At 63.4% G+C, this 18,471-nt stretch carries 14 protein-coding genes and 1 tRNA gene; 14 read left to right on the forward strand and 1 reads right to left on the reverse strand.

Annotation, left to right across the window (positions count from 1 at the left end; all coding sequences use genetic code 11):
- Position 1: 1 nt before the first annotated feature.
- The 12 genes from hisC (at position 2) to CAL12_RS09300 (ending at position 13,756) form a co-directional block, all read left to right on the forward strand.
- The gene (hisC, locus tag CAL12_RS09245) at positions 2–1,072 is read left to right on the forward strand and encodes a histidinol-phosphate transaminase (RefSeq protein ID WP_086064218.1); all 1,071 of its coding nucleotides are present in this window, start codon (positions 2–4) and stop codon (positions 1,070–1,072) included.
- Between the two features lie 127 nt (positions 1,073–1,199).
- A complete protein-coding gene (hfq, locus tag CAL12_RS09250) occupies positions 1,200–1,436 on the forward strand; it encodes an RNA chaperone Hfq (protein WP_066347256.1) in 237 nt (78 codons plus the stop codon).
- Between the two features lie 249 nt (positions 1,437–1,685).
- The gene (hflX, locus tag CAL12_RS09255) at positions 1,686–2,792 is read left to right on the forward strand and encodes a GTPase HflX (protein WP_086064219.1); all 1,107 of its coding nucleotides are present in this window, start codon (positions 1,686–1,688) and stop codon (positions 2,790–2,792) included.
- Positions 2,758–4,047, forward strand: coding sequence for an FtsH protease activity modulator HflK (gene hflK, locus CAL12_RS09260; RefSeq protein WP_086064220.1), 1,290 nt, complete (start codon positions 2,758–2,760; stop codon positions 4,045–4,047). Before hflX ends, hflK begins: the two co-directional genes overlap by 35 nt.
- A gap of 17 nt (positions 4,048–4,064) precedes the next feature.
- The gene (gene hflC, locus CAL12_RS09265; RefSeq protein WP_086064221.1) at positions 4,065–5,012 is read left to right on the forward strand and encodes a protease modulator HflC; all 948 of its coding nucleotides are present in this window, start codon (positions 4,065–4,067) and stop codon (positions 5,010–5,012) included.
- A gap of 239 nt (positions 5,013–5,251) precedes the next feature.
- The gene (locus CAL12_RS09270) at positions 5,252–6,409 is read left to right on the forward strand and encodes an ATP phosphoribosyltransferase regulatory subunit (RefSeq protein WP_086064222.1); all 1,158 of its coding nucleotides are present in this window, start codon (positions 5,252–5,254) and stop codon (positions 6,407–6,409) included.
- A gap of 69 nt (positions 6,410–6,478) precedes the next feature.
- Positions 6,479–7,774, forward strand: coding sequence for an adenylosuccinate synthase (locus CAL12_RS09275; protein WP_086064223.1), 1,296 nt, complete (start codon positions 6,479–6,481; stop codon positions 7,772–7,774).
- A gap of 12 nt (positions 7,775–7,786) precedes the next feature.
- A complete protein-coding gene (locus CAL12_RS09280; RefSeq protein ID WP_086064224.1) occupies positions 7,787–8,326 on the forward strand; it encodes a phosphoribosyltransferase in 540 nt (179 codons plus the stop codon).
- A 110-nt stretch (positions 8,327–8,436) separates the two neighbouring features.
- Positions 8,437–8,649 (forward strand): 30S ribosomal protein S21, encoded by a 213-nt coding sequence (gene rpsU, locus CAL12_RS09285; protein WP_006218592.1) that lies wholly within the window; start codon positions 8,437–8,439, stop codon positions 8,647–8,649.
- 33 nt (positions 8,650–8,682) lie between these two features.
- Entirely contained in the window at positions 8,683–10,713 is a 2,031-nt protein-coding gene (gene dnaG, locus CAL12_RS09290) for a DNA primase (protein ID WP_086064225.1), read from the forward strand.
- Positions 10,714–11,381: 668 nt separating this feature from the next.
- On the forward strand, positions 11,382–13,637 hold the full coding sequence (rpoD, locus tag CAL12_RS09295; RefSeq protein ID WP_086064226.1) for an RNA polymerase sigma factor RpoD: 2,256 nt from the start codon (positions 11,382–11,384) through the stop codon (positions 13,635–13,637).
- A gap of 40 nt (positions 13,638–13,677) precedes the next feature.
- Positions 13,678–13,756 (forward strand) — tRNA-Ile (locus CAL12_RS09300).
- Between the two features lie 188 nt (positions 13,757–13,944).
- Here the strand turns inward: CAL12_RS09300 and CAL12_RS09305 are convergent.
- The gene (locus CAL12_RS09305) at positions 13,945–15,144 is read right to left on the reverse strand and encodes an acyltransferase family protein (RefSeq protein ID WP_157792928.1); all 1,200 of its coding nucleotides are present in this window, start codon (positions 15,142–15,144) and stop codon (positions 13,945–13,947) included.
- 434 nt (positions 15,145–15,578) lie between these two features.
- Here CAL12_RS09305 and CAL12_RS09310 point away from each other — a divergent pair, with 434 nt between their 5' ends.
- On the forward strand, positions 15,579–16,331 hold the full coding sequence (locus tag CAL12_RS09310; RefSeq protein ID WP_157792929.1) for a helix-turn-helix domain-containing protein: 753 nt from the start codon (positions 15,579–15,581) through the stop codon (positions 16,329–16,331).
- Positions 16,332–16,593: 262 nt separating this feature from the next.
- Positions 16,594–18,462: an amidohydrolase gene (locus CAL12_RS09315; RefSeq protein WP_232464756.1), complete on the forward strand. Its 1,869-nt coding sequence runs from the start codon at positions 16,594–16,596 to the stop codon at positions 18,460–18,462.
- Positions 18,463–18,471 lie beyond the last annotated feature (9 nt).

Raw genomic sequence — 18,471 nt, forward strand, 5'->3', positions numbered from 1 at the left:
CATGAGCCGTTACTGGAGTCCCGTCGTCGCCGGGCTCAGCCCTTACGTTCCGGGCGAACAGCCCAAGCTGGCGAACCTGATCAAGCTCAACACCAACGAGAACCCGTTCGGCCCCTCGCCCAAGGTGCTGGCGGCCTTGCGTGCGGCCTGCGACGACACACTGCGCCTGTATCCGGATCCGGCGTCGGATCGCCTGCGGCAGGCCATCGCCCGGCACTACGACGTTGCGCTGCCGCAGATCTTCGTCGGCAACGGATCCGACGAAGTCCTCGCCATCGTCTTCCAGGCGCTGCTGAACCACGATGCCCCTCTGCGCTTCCCGGACATCACCTACAGCTTCTATCCCGTCTATTGCGGACTGTATGGCGTGCGCTACGAAGCCATCCCCCTGACCGAGGATTTCCGCATCGATGCGGGGGATTACCTGCCCGCCGCCGGCAGGACCGCGGGGCCCATACTTTTCCCCAACCCCAACGCGCCGACCGGGCGCGCGCTGCCGCTGGCCGACATCGAACGCATCGTGGCCGGCAATCCGGACGCGGTGGTCGTGGTCGATGAGGCCTATGTGGATTTCGGCGCCGAATCGGCGGTGTCCCTGGTCAAGCGCTACGACAACGTGCTGGTCGTCCAGACCTTGTCCAAGTCGCGTTCGCTGGCCGGGTTGCGGCTGGGCTACGCCATCGGCAGCCCGGTCCTGATCGAAGGCCTGGAGCGGGTCAAGAACAGCTTCAACTCCTACCCCGTCGACCGCCTCGCCGAAGCCGGCGCCACCGCGGCGATCGAGGACGTGGAATATTTCGAGTTCACCCGCAGGGCCGTCATCCGTACGCGCGATGGGCTGACCGGCTCCCTGCGCGGCCTGGGCTTCGACGTCATCCCCTCCGCGGCCAATTTCGTGATGGCGCGGCACCCCGCTCACGACGCCGCTGCGCTGGCCGCCGCGCTGCGCGAAAGGGGCATCATCGTGCGCCATTTCAGCCACCCGCGCATCGTCCAATACCTGCGGATTTCGATCGGAACGGAGCAGGAATGCGATGCTTTGGTGCATGCGCTGCGCACGATTCTGGTGTGAACTTTTGGTGTCATGTTGCGTCACATCATTCAGTGGCACCGCCCGGGAAAACCCTGTAGAGTAGCAATTTCGGCGTCTGCCAATATCAAAACAACACCCCGAACAACAACACAATGGAGCCTGGCCAATGAGCAATAAAGGGCAAACTCTGCAAGATCCGTTCTTGAACACGCTGCGTAAGGATCACGTACCCGTGTCCATCTATCTCGTCAACGGCATCAAGCTACAGGGGCAGATCGAATCGTTCGATCAATACGTCGTGCTGCTGCGCAATACCGTGACCCAAATGGTCTACAAGCATGCCATCTCAACTGTTGTGCCCGCCCGCGCGGTCAACTTCCAGGTGGAAATCCCTTCTGAATAAACGCTCGACCGGCCGTCGCGCGCGCCCCTGTTCCAAAGGCGGCTGCGCAGGCGGTCCACCGCGCGGCTCCGCGCCGCTCCATGGCCGCAGTGCTTTTCATGCCCGCCGCACTTATCGTGTCGGCGGGCATTTTCACTGTGCGGCCCCGTTCGCAATCGCTCCGTCTGGCGCCTCCGATATGGCGCCCAAGACGGTTCATATTTCCCTGTTTCGTGCCGATCGTTTCGCCCGCGCCGGCCAGGAGGCTGCATGCGCGCTTTGATTATCAGTGTTGATCTGGGCAACCCGGACTTCGACGCCCACGCCCAGGAGTTCGCCATGCTCGCGCGCGGCGCGGGCGCCGAAATTGTCGACACCGTGCTGGCACGACGCGATCGCCCCGACGCCAAGTACTTCATCGGTTCGGGCAAGGTGCAGGAAGCGGTACTGCTGGCCCGCGCGCACGACGCCGACGTCGTGCTGTTCGACCAGCCGCTGTCGCCGGCGCAACAGCGCAATCTCGAGCGTGAATTCAACCTTCGGGTGGTCGACCGCGTCGCGCTGATCCTGGACATCTTCGCGCTGCGCGCCAAGAGCCACGAAGGCAAGCTGCAGGTCGAACTGGCGCAGCTGCAGCATCTGACCACGCGGCTGACCCGCCTGTGGACCCACCTGGAGCGGCAGCGCGGCGGTATCGGGATGCGCGGGCCCGGCGAATCCCAGCTGGAAATGGATCGCCGGATGATCGGCGCGCGCGTCAAGGTGCTGCGCGAACGCCTGGACAAGGTCGAACGCCAGCGCGTGACGCAGCGGCGATCGCGTGCCCGCGGCGGCGCATTGTCGGTGTCCCTGGTCGGGTACACCAATGCCGGCAAATCCAGCCTGTTCAACGCCATGACGCGCGCCGGCGCCTACGCCGCCGACCAGTTGTTCGCCACACTGGACACCACCACCCGCCGCATCTGGATAGAAGGCGCGGGATCGATCGTGCTGTCCGATACGGTGGGCTTCATCCGCGATCTGCCGCCCACCCTCATCGCCGCCTTCCGGGCCACGCTGGAAGAGACCGTGCATGCCGACCTGCTGCTGCACGTCGTGGACGCCGCGAGCCCGCAGCGCGATGAACAGATCCTGGAAGTCCAGAAAGTCCTGAACGAAATCGGCGCGGGAGAAATCCCGGTCATCATGGTCCATAACAAGATCGATCTCCTGGGATTGCCTCCCAGGGTCGAACGGAATGCCCATGGTACGATTGCGCGGGTGTTTGTCAGCGCCGCCGAGCGCGCCGGTCTGGATGCGTTGCGCGCGGCAATTGCACAGACGGGTCAGATTGCGGGAAACAATGCGTCCAATATCCAAACTGTTCAATCTGAATGATCCAGGCTGGGGCCGCGGCAACCAGAACGGTTCCGAGCCACCCCGCCGTCCGCAAGGAGACGGTCCGCCCGACCTCGATGAGGTCTGGCGCGATTTCAACAATCGCATCGCGGCCCTGTTCGGCCGCAAGGGCAACCAGGGCGGCCGCCCCGGCGGTCCCGTGGGCACCGGCGGCAACGGCCCGCGCAATGCGCGCATCGGCGCCGGCCTGATCATCGTGGTGCTGGTCGCCCTGTGGCTGGCCAGCGGCTTCTACATCGTGCAGGAAGGCCAGGTGGCGGTGGTCACCCAGTTCGGCAAGTACAAGAAGACGGCCCAGGCCGGCTTCCAATGGCGCCTGCCGTATCCGATCCAGAATCAGGAAATCGTCAACGTGTCCCAGTTGCGGACCTTCGAAGTCGGTTTTCGCGGCAGCTCGCGCAACAAGGTGCTGCCGGAAGCGCTCATGCTGACCACCGACGAAAACATCGTCGACATGCAGTTCGTGGTGCAGTACCGCCTGCGCGCCGACGGCGCGCCCGATTACCTGTTCCGCACGCGCGATCCGGACGAATCGGTCCGTCAGGCCGCTGAAACCGCCATGCGCGAAGTCGTCGGCAAGCAGCCCATGGATTACGTCCTCTACGAAGGCCGTACCAATGTGGCGACGCAGGTGCAGGCGCTGATGCAGCAGATCCTCGACCGCTACGACACCGGCATCCAGGTCAGCACGGTCGCGATCCAAAACGTCCAGCCGCCCGAACAGGTGCAGGCCGCGTTCGACGACGCGGTCAAGGCGGGCCAGGACCGCGAGCGCCAGATCAACGAAGGCGAAGCCTATGCCAACCAGGTCGTGCCGCTGGCCGCCGGCCAGGCATCGCGCATGATCCAGGAAGCGGAAGGCTACAAGGCCAAGGTCGTGGGCGACGCCACGGGTAATACCGCGCGCTTCAACAGCGTCGTCAGCGAATACCAGAAGTCGCCCGCCGTCATGCGCGAGCGCATGTACCTGGAAACGATGGAGGATATTTTCTCGCGCTCCAGCAAGGTCATGATCGACACCCGTGGCGGCAACAATGTCGTCTACCTGCCGATCGACAAGATCATCCAGCAGGCCGCGCAGGAAGCCGGCAAGCAACCGCCGCCGTCCAATTCCCTGAGCCTGCCCGGCGCGAGCCAGCCGACCATTCCGCCATCGCCACGTCCCATACCTGGGTCATCATCCGGCAACCCCGGCAGCGGCAACACGCTGTCTCGCGATCGCTTGTCGCGCTAACCGGAGGAGCCCCGAACATGCAACGTCTACTGCCCATATTGGTCGGCCTGCTCATTATCCTGGCCGCGCTTTCATCCTGCGTCTTCATCGTCCGCGAACGGGACTACGCCCTGGTGTTCTCGCTGGGCGAGGTACGCAAGGTCATCAGCGAGCCCGGCCTCTACTTCAAGGCGCCGCCGCCGTTCCAGAACATCGTGACGCTGGACAAGCGGATCCTGACCATCGAGTCGACCGATGCCGAACGCATCCAGACTTCCGAAAAGAAGAACCTGCTGATCGACTCGTACGTCAAATGGCGCATCGCCGATCCGCGTCTGTACTACGTCACCTTCGGCGGCAACGAGCGCGCCGCCCAGGAGCGGCTGCAGGCCCAGATCCGCGATGCGTTGAACGCGGCGGTCAACATCCGCACGGTCAAGGACGTGGTGTCGGCCGAGCGCGAAAAAGTGATGGCGGAAATCCTGTCCAACGTCGCCAAGCGCGCCGCGCCGCTGGGCGTACAGATCGTCGACGTGCGTCTGCGCCGCATCGAGTTCGCGCCGGAAATCTCCGAGTCGGTCTACCGCCGCATGGAAGCCGAGCGCAAGCGTGTGGCCAATGAGCTGCGCTCCATCGGTGCCGCGGAAGGCGAGAAGATCCGTGCGGAAGCCGATCGCAAGCGCGAGGAAATCCTGGCCGATGCCTATGCCAAGTCGCAGGCCATCATGGGCGAGGGCGACGCCCGCGCCAGCAGCATCTACGCCGAATCGTATGGCAAGGATCCTGTCTTCTACACCTTCTACAAGAGCCTGGAAGCCTATCGTTCTTCCTTCTCCAAGCTGGGCGACCTGCTGGTCGTGGATCCCACGTCGGAGTTCTTCCAGTTCTTCAAGTCGTCCGTCGGCGTGCCAGGCGCACCCAGCGGCACCTTGGGCGGCATCCCGGGCAGCACGACGCCCGCGACCCCACCGGAAGGCAGGAAATAGCGGAAAGCGGGGTCGGGTACACGGGCTGGCGCGTTCGCCCGAACCATGTACAATACCCCGTAAGCTTTAAAACATTCCGCAGCGGCTGAGCGGGCTTACGCCCCTCAGCCGCTTTTCGTTTGGGTGTTTGGTTTTAGTGTTTCATTTGCGTTTCGCATGGGCGCCGCCCCTGCGATGCCGCTACCGGTATCGCGCGGCGTGGCGTGTATTTCTTCTTCAGGCAAGATCAGGTAAAGAACATGGGTAACTGGTTGCTCCCGGAGCGTCTGGCGGACATTCTGCCCGCGGAGGCCCGGCGCATCGAGGAACTGCGTCGCGAACTGCTCGATCTGTACCGCACTTACGGTTTCGAGCTGGTCGCTCCGCCCCTGGTGGAATATATAGATTCCCTGCTGACCGGCACCGGCACCGATCTGGACTTGCGCACCAGCAAGCTGGTCGATCAGCTTTCGGGCCGGACGCTGGGCGTGCGGGCGGACATGACGCCGCAGGTTTCGCGCATCGACGCGCACCTGCTGAACCGCGCCGGAGTGACGCGGCTGTGCTATTGCGGGACGGTCCTGCATGCGCGGCCGGCGGATCTCCTGTCCAACCGTGAATTGCTGCAGATCGGCGCCGAAATCTACGGCCATGCGGGCGTGGAAGCCGATATCGAAATCCTCCGGCTGGTGCTCGACACGGTGACGATCGCCGGGGTGCGGCAGCCGCGCCTCGACCTCTGCCATCCCGGGGTGGTGCGGGCCATCATCGACGCCGATCCGGCGGCGCGGCCCCATGGTTCGCTGATCCATTCGCTGTTGCGCGACAAGGATATCCCGGGCTTGCTGGATCTGGGTCGTCGTCCGGACGGTCCCAGCGCGCAGACCATACAAACCCTGCGCGCCCTGACGGGCTTGTACGGTGATATCGGTACGCTGGCGCGCGCGCGCGCGGAACTGCCGCCGCTGCCGGGCATCGCGCAGGCCCTGGACGCGCTCGAAGCCCTGTTGCGCGCCTTGCCGGAGCTGCGTCCCAGCATCGACCTGGCGGACGTGCGCGGCTATGGCTACCACTCCGGCGTGACCTTCGCCCTGTATGCCGAAGGTTGGCACGATGCGCTGGTCAGCGGTGGGCGTTACGACGACATCAGCCGCGTATTCGGTCGCGCCCGGCCCGCGACCGGCTTCAGCCTGGACCTGCGCAAGCTGGCTGCCGGGTTGCCACCGGCGGAGCGCTCGCGGGCGGTACGGGCGCCCTGGGGCCAGGATGCCGCGCTGGTCGCGGCGGTCCGGGCCTTGCGGCAGGCCGGTGAAATCGTCGTGCAGGTCCTGCCGGGCCATGAGCACGACCAGGACGAATTCATCTGCGACCGCGAATTGGCGCTGCTGGACGGCGCCTGGACGATTCGCAATCTTTGACTCATCCCTCAGCAAGAGGGCCCGACGGAATCCGCGGTTTGCCGCGAAACTCGATATTCATTTTCGATCATGAGCAAGAACGTAGTCATCATCGGCACCCAATGGGGTGACGAAGGCAAGGGAAAAATCGTCGACTGGCTGGCGGAGTCCGTCCACGGCGTCGTGCGTTTCCAGGGCGGCCACAATGCCGGCCATACCTTGTGGATCAACGGCAAGAAGACCATCCTGCGCCTGATTCCGTCCGGCATCATGCATGCCGGCGTGACCTGCTACATCGGCAACGGCGTGGTGCTTTCCCCGGAAGCGCTGCTCAAGGAAATCGAAGAGCTCGAAGCCGCCGGCCTGGACGTCCGTTCGCGCCTGCAGATTTCCGAGATCTGCCCGCTGATCCTGCCTTACCACGTCGCCATCGATCAGGCCCGCGAACAGCGCAAGGGCGAAGGCAAGATCGGCACGACGGGGCGGGGCATCGGCCCGGCCTACGAAGACAAGATCGCGCGCCGCGCGCTGCGGGTGCAGGATCTCTTCGAGCCCGCGCTTTTCGACCAGAAGCTGGAAGAGCTGCTGGACTACCATAACTTCGTGCTGACCCAGTATCTGGGTGGGCAGGCCGTGTCGGCCAGCCAGGTCCGCGACCAGGCCATGGCGCTGGCGCCGGCGATCGCCCCCATGGTCCGCGATGTGTCCAGCAACCTGTTCGCCGCCCAGAAGGCCGGCCAGCGCCTGTTGTTCGAAGGCGCCCAGGGTGCGCTGCTGGACGTCGACCACGGCACCTATCCCTACGTCACCAGCAGCAACTGCATCGCCGGCGCGGCCGCGGCCGGCGCCGGTGTCGGCCCGCAGTCCCTGGACTACGTGCTGGGCATCACCAAGGCGTACACCACGCGCGTCGGTTCGGGCCCGTTCCCGACCGAACTGCTGGACGAGGTGGGCGCCCGGTTGGCCAACATCGGCAAGGAATTCGGCTCGGTGACCGGCCGCCCCCGCCGTTGCGGCTGGTTCGACGGCGCCGCGCTGAAGCGCTCGGTGCGCCTGAACGGCATCTCCGGGCTGTGCATCACCAAACTGGACGTGCTGGACGGGCTGGAAACGATACGCCTGGGCGTCGGATATCGCGTCAATGGCGAATTCCGTGACGTGCTGCCTTATGGCGCCGTGCAGGTTGCCCAGGCCGAACCGGTATTCGAAGAGCTGCCGGGCTGGTCGGAGTCCACGGTGGGTATCACCGAATACGAAAAGCTGCCTGCTGCCGCGCGCGCCTACCTGGAGCGCGTCGCGCAGGTGTGCGAAGTGCCGATCGACCTGGTTTCCACCGGCCCGGACCGTACCGAAACCATCGTCCTGCGCCACCCCTTGAAAGGCTAGGAGCGTATCGCCATGGCTTTGCCCAGTACCGACAAAGACCTCTGGGTCAGTTGGGACGAGTACCACCGCCTGATCGAACAGCTGGCCCTGAAGGTTTACCAGTCCGACTGGAAGTTCGATCAGATCCTCTGCCTGGCGCGGGGCGGGGTACGGGTGGGCGACGTGCTGTCGCGTATTTTCGATGTGCCGCTGGGGATCCTGGCCACCAGCAGCTACCGTGAGGCGGCCGGCACCAAGCAGGGCACGCTGGATATCGCCCAGTTCATCACCATCACCCGCGGCACCCTGTCGGGCCGGGTCCTGCTGGTGGACGATATGGTCGACACGGGCCTGACCTTCAATCGGGTGCTGGAGCATCTGCGCCAGCAATTCCCCGCCATCACGGAACTGCGCAGCGCTGTTCTGTGGTGGAAGGGCCACTCCCAAGCTGTCCCCGATTACTACATCGAAAAGCTGATGACCAATCCGTGGATACACCAGCCTTTCGAGGAATACGACAGCCTGCGCCCCCATCAACTGGAAGCCTGGACCAGGAAAGGCTCGACGTCCTGATCCTGGCCGTGCTAGAATCTCCTGTTACCGAGCGGGCTTTGTTCCTTCCGTTGAAGGCCTGGCCCGTGACATCTTTGTCCGTGACATCTGTCCAACTCTCGTTCAAACCTATGCCTATTGTCCGTCTGAAGGAAAACGAACCGTTCGAAGCTGCCCTGCGCCGCTTCAAGCGCACCATCGAGAAAACGGGTCTCCTGACCGAACTGCGCTCGCGCGAGTTCTACGAGAAGCCCACGGCGGAACGCAAGCGCAAGCACGCCGCCGCGGTGAAGCGCCACTACAAGCGGATTCGTAGCCAACAGCTGCCCCCGCGCCTGTATTGATTTTCCGGATCGATCTCAATCGATCCTAGTCGGTTGATCCCGGACTCATTCATACAGGAACTTCTCGCCCGAGTCGACGTTGTCGATGTTGTCGGGCGATATGTGCAGTTGCGCAAGGGCGGGGCCAATCTCCTGGGCCTGTGCCCCTTTCACAACGAAAAAAGTCCTTCCTTCACGGTAAGCCCCACCAAGCAGTTCTATCACTGCTTTGGTTGCGGCGCGCATGGCAGTGCCATCACTTTCCTGATGGAGCACACCGGCGCCAGCTTCCCGGAAGCCGTACGCACGCTGGCGGGTTCCGCCGGCATGGCCGTACCGGAAGAAGACCGCAGCCCCCGCCAGCGCGCCGAATCGGCGCGGCGCAAAGAAGAAGTCTCGCGTCATACCCAGGTATTGGAAGCCGCCCAGGCGTTCTACCTGAAGCAACTGCGCACGTCCGCGCCGGCGATCCGCTATCTGAAACAGCGTGGGCTGACGGGAGAGATCGCCCGGCATTTCGGCCTGGGCTGGTCGGGCACCGATCGCCAGGGCCTGGCCCAGGTATTCAGCCGCTATGACGATCCCGTGCTGGTCGAATCGGGCCTGGTCATCGAGGCCGAAGACGGGCGCCGCTACGACCGCTTCCGGGAACGGGTCATGTTCCCCATCCGCAATGCGCGCGGCGTGTTGATCGGTTTCGGCGGCCGCATCATTGGCAAGGGCGAGCCCAAGTACCTGAATTCGCCGGAAACGCCCATCTTTTCGAAAGGCCAGGAGCTCTATGGCCTGTGGGAAGCCCGGCAGGCCATACGCACCGAAGGCCAGGTCATCGTGGTCGAAGGCTATATGGACGTGGTGGGCCTGGCGCAACTGGGCCTGGGCAATGCCGTCGCCACGCTGGGCACGTCGACCACGCCGGACCACGTCAAGAAGCTTTTGCGCGCCAGCGACCGCGTGGTGTTCAGCTTCGATGGCGACAAGGCGGGGCGCCGCGCGGCATGGCGCGCATTGCAGGCCTGCCTGCCGGTGCTGCGCGACGATATCAATCTTCGCTTCCTGTTCCTGCCCGCGGAGCATGATCCGGACTCCTACGTCCGGGAGTTCGGCGCCGAGGCCTTCCGCGCCTCGTTGGGTGAGGCGACCGCCTTGTCGCGCTTCCTGCTCGACGAGCTGGCTTCCCGCCACAACCTGGCCGAAGCGGAAGGCCGGGCTGCCTGCATGCATGAGGCCAAGCCCTTGCTGGCCGCGATTCCCGCCTGCGGGCTGAAAACGCAGATAGAACGCGAACTGGGCAAGCTGGTGCAATTGACGCCGGAAGAAGTCGCCCAGGCCCTGGCGCAATCCACGCCGCCGCACCCGATGCCGGCGGCGGTCGCCCATGGCGCGGCTGGGGGAGTGCCCCGCCACGACGCCGATGCGCCGTTCGACATGGACATGGACGGTCATGCGCCGCCCGATTTTTCCTATGAGCCTATCGCCGATGGCATGGCGGAGCCGGCCTGGGAGCCAGGGGGCGGCGAAGGCAAACGCCGCTTCGGCGGTCGCGGGTTCAACAGCGGCGGCCGTGCGGGTGGGCAGGGTGGGCAGGGCGGCAAATGGTCTCGCCGGGACGACAGGGACAAGGTGGGTGGCGTGGTCGAACCGCGCCGGCCCGTGCCGACCATGGCGAAACGGCTGCTGCGGCTGTTGTTGTCGCATCCCGAGCTGGTCGATTCCATGGGGGACCAACAGCTTGAAGTATTGGATCACGGGCCCCATCTGGGTATGGTGCGCGATCTGGTGGTCCTGGCGCAGCGCAGTGGGGCGCGCCACCTGGGTGCGCTTCTGGAAGCGGCGGAACCTGAGTCGGACATCCAGTTGGTGCTTCGCAGCATGAGCGCCGACCTGGTGGGTGAGGAAGAGCTCCCCGACCCGCAGGCCGAATGGGATGATGCCTTGCACCGCATCGAATTCGTGGCCATCCGGGCCGAAATCGACGAATTGGCGCGGTCAGGGCTGCAAACTGAAGAGGATCGGGACCGTTATCAGGAACTTTCGAGGCGTTTGGCCGCAATTAAGCATGCCGGCAGCAGCTCAATAGGGTAAAATCAAGGGTTTTCCTGACGGTGCACCGCAAAGCGGAGCCCTGGACTGCAATACAGCGCCGGCCTGAACGGAATAAACCCGAGTGGAATTAAACCAGAGGCAGATCGAGAACCAGACCGGTGCCGGCCTTGTCTAATTGGGATGATGTGGTCCGCTGTAGTACGACGTGTGTGGTCCGCGTGTTGTCCGCGTGTTCCATGTGGCCGACGGGTGTGACGGCTGGTGTTCACGGAAGTGCGGTACCGCATGGGATGCGTTGTCTAGCTAAGGGTTATGTCGTAGACGATTGCAGCCATTCTACCGAAGGCAACGTAACAAAGCATTGACACGGCATTACCCAAGGTACCAGAAATCAGGAAAGGCAGGGCCCAATTGATCGGTTGGCGCGGGACGGAAATTCCCGCGTGACGGATCGGGGATGGGACGGAAGCCGCGGCACATGTGCCGGAAGACTGCAAGACAAGGTGCTGCACTACGCCAATTTACGGCTCGCAGCCTCGCCCCTGGAGGGCTTTCTGCAATCTTCGCGCATGGGTCGTGACGTACGGCCGATTCCCAAGCACTGTTGTTAGTTTTAAAAGTACGCGTCTTGACCCGGCCGGGGCATAGCCCGGGCCGTCGATAGCGGTGCGGCAGGCTTTTCGCCTGCAACGACCACGGAAGCGACTATGACCAAATCCATCGGCAAAACCTCCTCTGCAGTTGAAATGGCCGAAGAAGCCAAAACGGCCAGGCGCGCTGCCAGCAAGGCGGCGGAAAAGACATCGGCCAAAGCGGCCGTCAAGGTTGCGCCCAAGTCCGCTGCCGTGAAGACGCCCGCCGCGAAGAAAGCCGCCAAGGCGGATACGCCCGAGAAGGCCGCGAAGGCGAAGAAAGCCGAAGACAAGCTGGCCGAACTGGTCGGTCGCCCCGCGTCCGTGCCCAGCGGCCGCCGCCCCGGCCGGCCCGCCAAGAACCAGAACAACGACGATGCCGACTTCGGCGACGCCGGTGACGGCGAAGGCGAAGTGTTGCCCGAGCTCAAGCCGGTCAAGCGCGGCGGCAAGCGCGGCAAGGGCGATCCCAAGGATCTGATCGCTCGCGGTCCCGTCAGCGCGGAAGAATACGAAGCGCGCCGCAACCGCCTCAAGCAGCTCATCAAGCTGGGCAAGGACCGCGGCTACCTGACCTACGGCGAAATCAACGATCATCTGCCCGATGACCTGGTTGACGCCGAAGCCATCGACGGCATCATCAGCACCTTCAGCGACATGGGGATCGCGGTCTACGACCAGGCCCCGGACGCCGAAACGCTGCTGATGAGCGAAAACGCGCCGGTCGCGTCCAACGACGATGACGTCGAGGACGAAGCCGAAGCCGCGCTGACCACGGTGGATTCCGACTTCGGCCGCACCACCGATCCCGTCCGCATGTACATGCGTGAAATGGGTTCGGTCGAGCTGCTGACGCGCGAAGGCGAAATCGAAATCGCCAAGCGGATCGAGGATGGCCTGAAGCACATGGTCATGGCGATCTCCGCCTGCCCGACCACGATCAACGAAATCCTGGCCCACGTCACCCGCGTGCGTGAAAGCCAGGCGCAGATCGACGAAGTCGTCGACGGCCTGGTCGATCCGGAAGACGGCGAGGAATACGCCGGCGCCGGCGTCACGGCTGAAGAGGACGAGAACGACGACGGTCCGGCCGGCGGCATGAGCAGCAAGCAGCTGGAAGACCTGCGCGTCAAGGCGCTCGCCAAGTTCGACGAAGTCGCCAAGCAATTCGAAAAGATGCGCTCGGCCTACGAACAGAACGGCTATCGTTCCGACGCCTACCTGAAGGCGCAGGAAGCCATCCAGAATGAACTCATGGGCATACGCTTCACCGCCAAGATGGTGGAGCGTCTGGCCGACACCCTGCGCAACCAGGTCGAGGAAGTGCGCCAGCTGGAACGCGCCGTCCTGCACACCTGCGTGGATCGCGCCGGCATGCCGCGCTCGCACTTCATCAAGGTGTTCCCCGGCAACGAAACCAACCTCCAGTGGGTGGTGGAAGAAGTCGCCGCGGGCCATCCGTACGCCGAAACCCTGGAACGCCAGGTGCCGGCTGTGCAGGAACTGCAGCAGAAGCTGATCGACCTGCAGGCGCGCGTGGTCCTGCCCTTGAAGGATCTGAAGGAAGTCAACAAGCGCATGGCCACCGGCGAAGCCAAGGCTCGCAAGGCCAAGCGCGAAATGACCGAGGCCAACCTGCGTCTGGTGATTTCCATTGCCAAGAAGTACACCAACCGTGGCTTGCAATTCCTGGATCTGATCCAGGAAGGCAACATCGGCTTGATGAAGGCGGTGGATAAGTTCGAATACCGTCGCGGCTACAAGTTCTCCACGTATGCCACGTGGTGGATCCGCCAGGCCATCACGCGTTCGATCGCCGACCAGGCCAGGACCATCCGTATCCCGGTTCACATGATCGAAACGATCAACAAGATGAACCGGATCAGCCGCCAGATCCTGCAGGAAACGGGCGCCGAGCCCGATCCCGCGACCCTGGCGCAGAAGATGGACATGCCGGAAGACAAGATCCGCAAGATCCTGAAGATCGCCAAGGAACCGATCTCCATGGAAACCCCCATCGGCGACGACGACGATTCGCACCTGGGCGATTTCATCGAAGATACGGCGACGCTGGCGCCTTCCGATGCCGCGCTGCATGGTTCCATGCGCGACGTCGTCAAGGAAGTGCTAGACTCTCTGACTCCGCGCGAGGCCAAGGTCTTGCGCATGCGCTTCGGCATCGAAATGAGCACCGATCAGACGCTGGAAGAAGTCGGCAAGCAATTCGACGTCACCCGCGAACGGATCCGCCAGATAGAAGCCAAGGCCTTGCGCAAGCTGCGTCATCCCAGCCGTGCCGACAAGCTCAAGAGCTTCCTGGAAGGCCAATAAGGGTAAGGGCGCGCCCGCAAGCAGGATAAAAGATCAATAAGGGCCTCTAGCTCATGCCTGGTTAGAGCAGCGGACTCATAATCCGTTGGTGCCGAGTTCGACTCTCGGGGGGCCTACCAGTTAAATCAGGGACTTAAAGCGGCTTAGGCCGCTTTTTTCTTTTGGGTGCTGGGGCATTTCTTGCCAGTCCTCGCCACTGCATCTCGTAACGAACGGGCGGCCACGTGGGCGTAGCGCTTGGTGCTTTGGGCGCTCTTGTGCCTCAGGATCGCGCCCACGGTGTTCAGGTCGACATGCTGGTTGATCGCTACGCTGGCTTGTCGCCTTCTCGGAGGGCAGCAAAGAGCCGTTGCTGATCCTGTTCGGCGCCCTCAGCGGAGCCTCCGGGAGTGTCATGGGCTACTACTTTGGCGCGACGGTCGAGGCGAAGAAAGCCGCTGCTGGGAAGTGATTTGATAATCCGGTCGCCCATCCGAATCCCTGGCTTCTCGATAAGCAAGAACGACACATAGGATACCGGGATCACGATGACGAGAAGGAGGCCGAACATCGCTGGGTAGGCCACGAGTGCCGGCAGCTTCCCATAGACGAATGGCGCTGCACGCTCGACCAGCAGGCAGGCCGCTGCATGCGTTAGATAAATCGAATAGCTGATGTTGCCGGCGAAGACCAAGGGTGGGTTGACCATCGCCCGAATAGGTGCCATGCCCAATCCAAGGATCAGAGCAGCGCAAAAGGCTGCTCGCAGGTACAGGGAATGGCCAATCTGCTTGACCTCAAACGGGTAAGCCAGGAGCCAGAACCCTCCAAATGCCGCCGCGATAAGCCATAGGCCCAGTATTCGTGACCGTGGAAGCGTGCGGTATAGATGGTAGGCGATCACCCCTATGATGAACACCGGCATCTGATTGACGATGCTGGTATAAGGGTATGGGTACGAGATTCCCCCCGTTGCTATCCTCCAGGCCTGCGCGACCGCGATGGTTGCAATGAGCCATGCCAGGGACGACTTAAGGCTTCGACTGGTAGCGAACACGAGCGGGAACAGAACGTAGAACAGCATTTCCGTCCCGATTGACCACCCAGAATATGCCAGGCTCCACTCGTAGCCAGGCGCCAGGTTGAATAGGAACAAGACGTTTAAAAGGATGGCATTGCCGGTTGGCGACACCCCGAAAAGCCAATATCCGATCAGGGCTGTCCCGATCACCCAGACATAGAAAAGGGGCGCGATCCTGAAAAATCGGCGGATGAAGAAATTCCGAACCGGTGCATCCTCTCTGCGCGTATCCATGGACATGGCTAGCGTGAAGGCACTTAGTACGAAGAAGAGGGTAACCGCCGTTCCCCCAAACGATATTGCCGGCCTGAGCCAATCAGGGGCAGAAACAGCACCGTGAGAGTTGAATGTCAGGTGCAGGAGCGCCACATACAGCGCCGCCCATCCCCGTAGGGATGATATGAAGTCCAGGCGAGCATGACCGCCGACATGGAGAGGGTCATTCATGGAGGCCCCTGTTTGGCATCCGCGAATTCTACGCTCAAAAAAGACCGCCCCGAAGAGCGGCAAGCTAGTGGGGAAAGTTTGCCACATCGGGCGCAGAACAAGCATAGGGTGTGTCTGCGGCGGAGGACTTTTCCCTTATAAGAAAAGCCCCCGGCATACGCCTACAGCGCATCAGCGACTCATAATGTTGGTGCCGAGTTCGACTCTCGGGGGGCCTACCAACAAATCGAGGGCTTACAACTTCCGGTTGTAAGCCCTTTTTCTTTTTTTCCGGCCAGATTCTTTTCCTGCTTAAATATGTGAACCTTGTCTTACCCAGGCATCGAATAAGCATGGCATTGGCGGATACCCCCGGATCGGCGGCGCGCAGGATATGGAAACTGGACGCGGGGCTTTTTCACATCGAAAGAGCGCAATCCGTGGCGCCTTTGCCGATGCCTATCGATGCCCCGGTCGCCAAGCGTACCTCCATCATCGTGCAGGCCAGGCCGTTCCGCTCGCACAAGCTATGGCGTTCGGGCAAGCTGGTCTATCAGGGCGCCCATCACGCCGGCGGCTTGGCCATCACCAATATGGAAGAAGAGTGGAAGTGCCACCACTTGTCCGCGTTCGACAACTTCCGCATCCAGCTCAGCCACGACGACCTGCGCGAATTCGCCGCCCGTAACGGCGCCGGGCGCGGCTTCGTGCTGCGCAATCCCGCAGGGGCGATCGACCGCACGATGCAGTCGCTGGCCGTCGCGCTGGCGCCGGCGCTGCATGCGGAATCGGCGTTCAGCCGCCTGTTCGTGTCGCACATCACCAGTGCCATGATGGCCCATCTGCTGGCCACCTACGGCCAGGACGTCCGCCGCGGCCGGTCGGTGCCGGCGCTGACGCCGTCGCAGCAGCGGCGGGTGCTCGACTATATGCGGCACCATGCGGCCAGCAATATCTCCGTCGAGGAAATCGCCGCGCATTGTGGCATTTCGGCCGGGCATTTCACCAAGGCTTTCCATCAGTCGGTCGGACTGACCCCCCATCAATGGATGCTGAAGACGCGCGTCGAGATGGCGAAGGAGCTATTGCGCGGCGACGGCCATATCGCCGCCGTGGCGACCACCTGCGGTTTCGCGGACCAAAGCCATTTCAGCCGCGTATTCAAGAAGTTCACCGGCTATTCGCCAGCCCGCTGGCGGCTGAAATAAGCCCGCTGGGGTGAGGCCGGGCGCGGCGGGACGGAGAGCGCGGTTTTGTACCGATCCGCGCATTTTTGTCCAATACCGCACTGGCGACGCACGGTATCTTGCGCGGCACTAATCGCCAGCAGGCGGCGCGGCGGTTCGTCGGTATCGATGACTTCGTGCCGCCACATTCAAGGAGTCAACGCCTATGTCTCCCGTCAACCGCCGCCAGTTTCTCGCCGGTGCCGCTGCCGCGCCGGCCGCACTTGGTTCCAGGAGTTTTGCCATGACCGCCCCGTCCGCGCCGGATCTGATTCTCGTCAATGGAAAGTTCAGTACGCTGGACCGCGCCAATCCGCAGGCCGACGCCGTCGCCGTGCAGGATGGCCGCTTCACCAGCGTAGGCAGCCGCGATGAGGTAATGAAGCTCGCCGGCGCCCAGACCCAGGTCATCGACCTGAACGGCCGGCGCGTCATTCCGGGCCTGATCGACAGCCACATGCACATCATCCGCGGCGGGCTGAACTACAACATGGAGCTGCGCTGGGACGGTGTGCGGTCCCTGGCGGACGCGATGCGCATGCTGAAGGACCAGGTGGCGCGTACGCCCGCGCCGCAGTGGGTGCGCGTGGTCGGTGGATTCACCGAACATCAGTTCGCGGAAAAGCGCCTGCCGACGCTGGACGAATTGAACGCGGCCGCGCCGGACACGCCGGTGTTCATCCTGCATCTCTATGACCGCGCGATCCTGAACGGCGCGGCCCTGCGCGCAGTCGGCTATGGCAAGGACACGCCCAACCCGCCGGGCGGCGAAATCGTCCGCGATGCCCAGGGCAATCCCACCGGCCTGCTGCTGGCCAAGCCGAACGCCACGATTCTGTACGCGACGCTGGCCAAGGGGCCCAAGCTGCCGCTGGAGTATCAGTTGAACTCCACGCGCCACTTCATGCGTGAAGTGAATCGCCTGGGCGTCACCGGCGTCATCGACGCGGGCGGCGGCTACCAGAACTATCCCGATGACTATGCCGTCATCGAGCAGCTCCATGCGGCGAACCAACTGACGGTGCGCCTGGCCTACAACCTGTTCACGCAGAAGCCCCGTGAAGAACTCGCCGACTTCCGCACCTGGACCGCGTCGGTGAAACCAGGGCAGGGCGACGACCTGTACCGCCACAACGGCGCCGGTGAAATGCTGGTCTACACGGCGGCGGACTTCGAGGACTTTCGCGTGGAGCGGCCCGACATGCCGCCTTCCATGGAGGGCGACCTGGAACCCGTGATCCGCCTGCTGGCCGAGAAGCGCTGGCCGTGGCGTTTGCACGCGACGTATGACGAGACGATCTCGCGCGCCCTCGACGTCTATGAAAAGGTTGCGCGCGACGTGCCGTTCGATGGCCTGAACTGGTTCTTCGACCATGCGGAGACCATCTCCGACCGCAACATCGACCGCATCGCCGCGTTGGGCGGCGGCATCGCGGTTCAGCACCGCATGGCCTACCAGGGTGAGTACTTCGTGGAGCGCTACGGCGCCAGGGCGGCCGAAGCCACGCCCCCCGTCAAGAAGATGCTGGAGAAGGGCGTCAAGGTAGGCGCCGGCACCGACGCGACGCGCGTGGCGTCGTACAACCCCTGGGTATCGCTCTACTGGCTGACCACCGGCAAGACGGTGGGCGGCCTGGCGATGTATCCCCAGGCCAATGTGCTGGATCGGGAAACGGCGCTGCGCCTGTGGACGGAATCCAATACGTGGTTCTCGTCCGAGGTCGGCAAGAAAGGCCAGATCAAGGTGGGCCAACTGGCCGATCTCGCGGTGCTGTCGGCGGATTACTTCTCCGTGCCGGGCGACGAGATCCAGGACATGACTTCCGTGATGACCGTGCTCGGCGGCAAAGTCGTCTATGGCGACAAGGAATTCGACAAGCATGCGCCCGAGATCCCGCCGGCCATGCCGGATTGGTCGCCGGTGCGGCACCACGGCGGCTACCAGCCGCGGACGCCGGCGCGCGCCCAGGCGGCCTTGAAAACCATGTGCGGATGCGCGAACAGCTGCGGCGTCCATGGCCATGCGCATGCGCGTTCGTGGCTCGCGGGCACGCCGACGGCCGAAGCGTCGACCTTCTGGGGGGCGCTGGGCTGCTCTTGCTGGGCGTTCTGACGGATCGCG

The organism is Bordetella genomosp. 8, from assembly GCF_002119685.1.
Lineage (GTDB): Bacteria > Pseudomonadota > Gammaproteobacteria > Burkholderiales > Burkholderiaceae_B > Bordetella_C.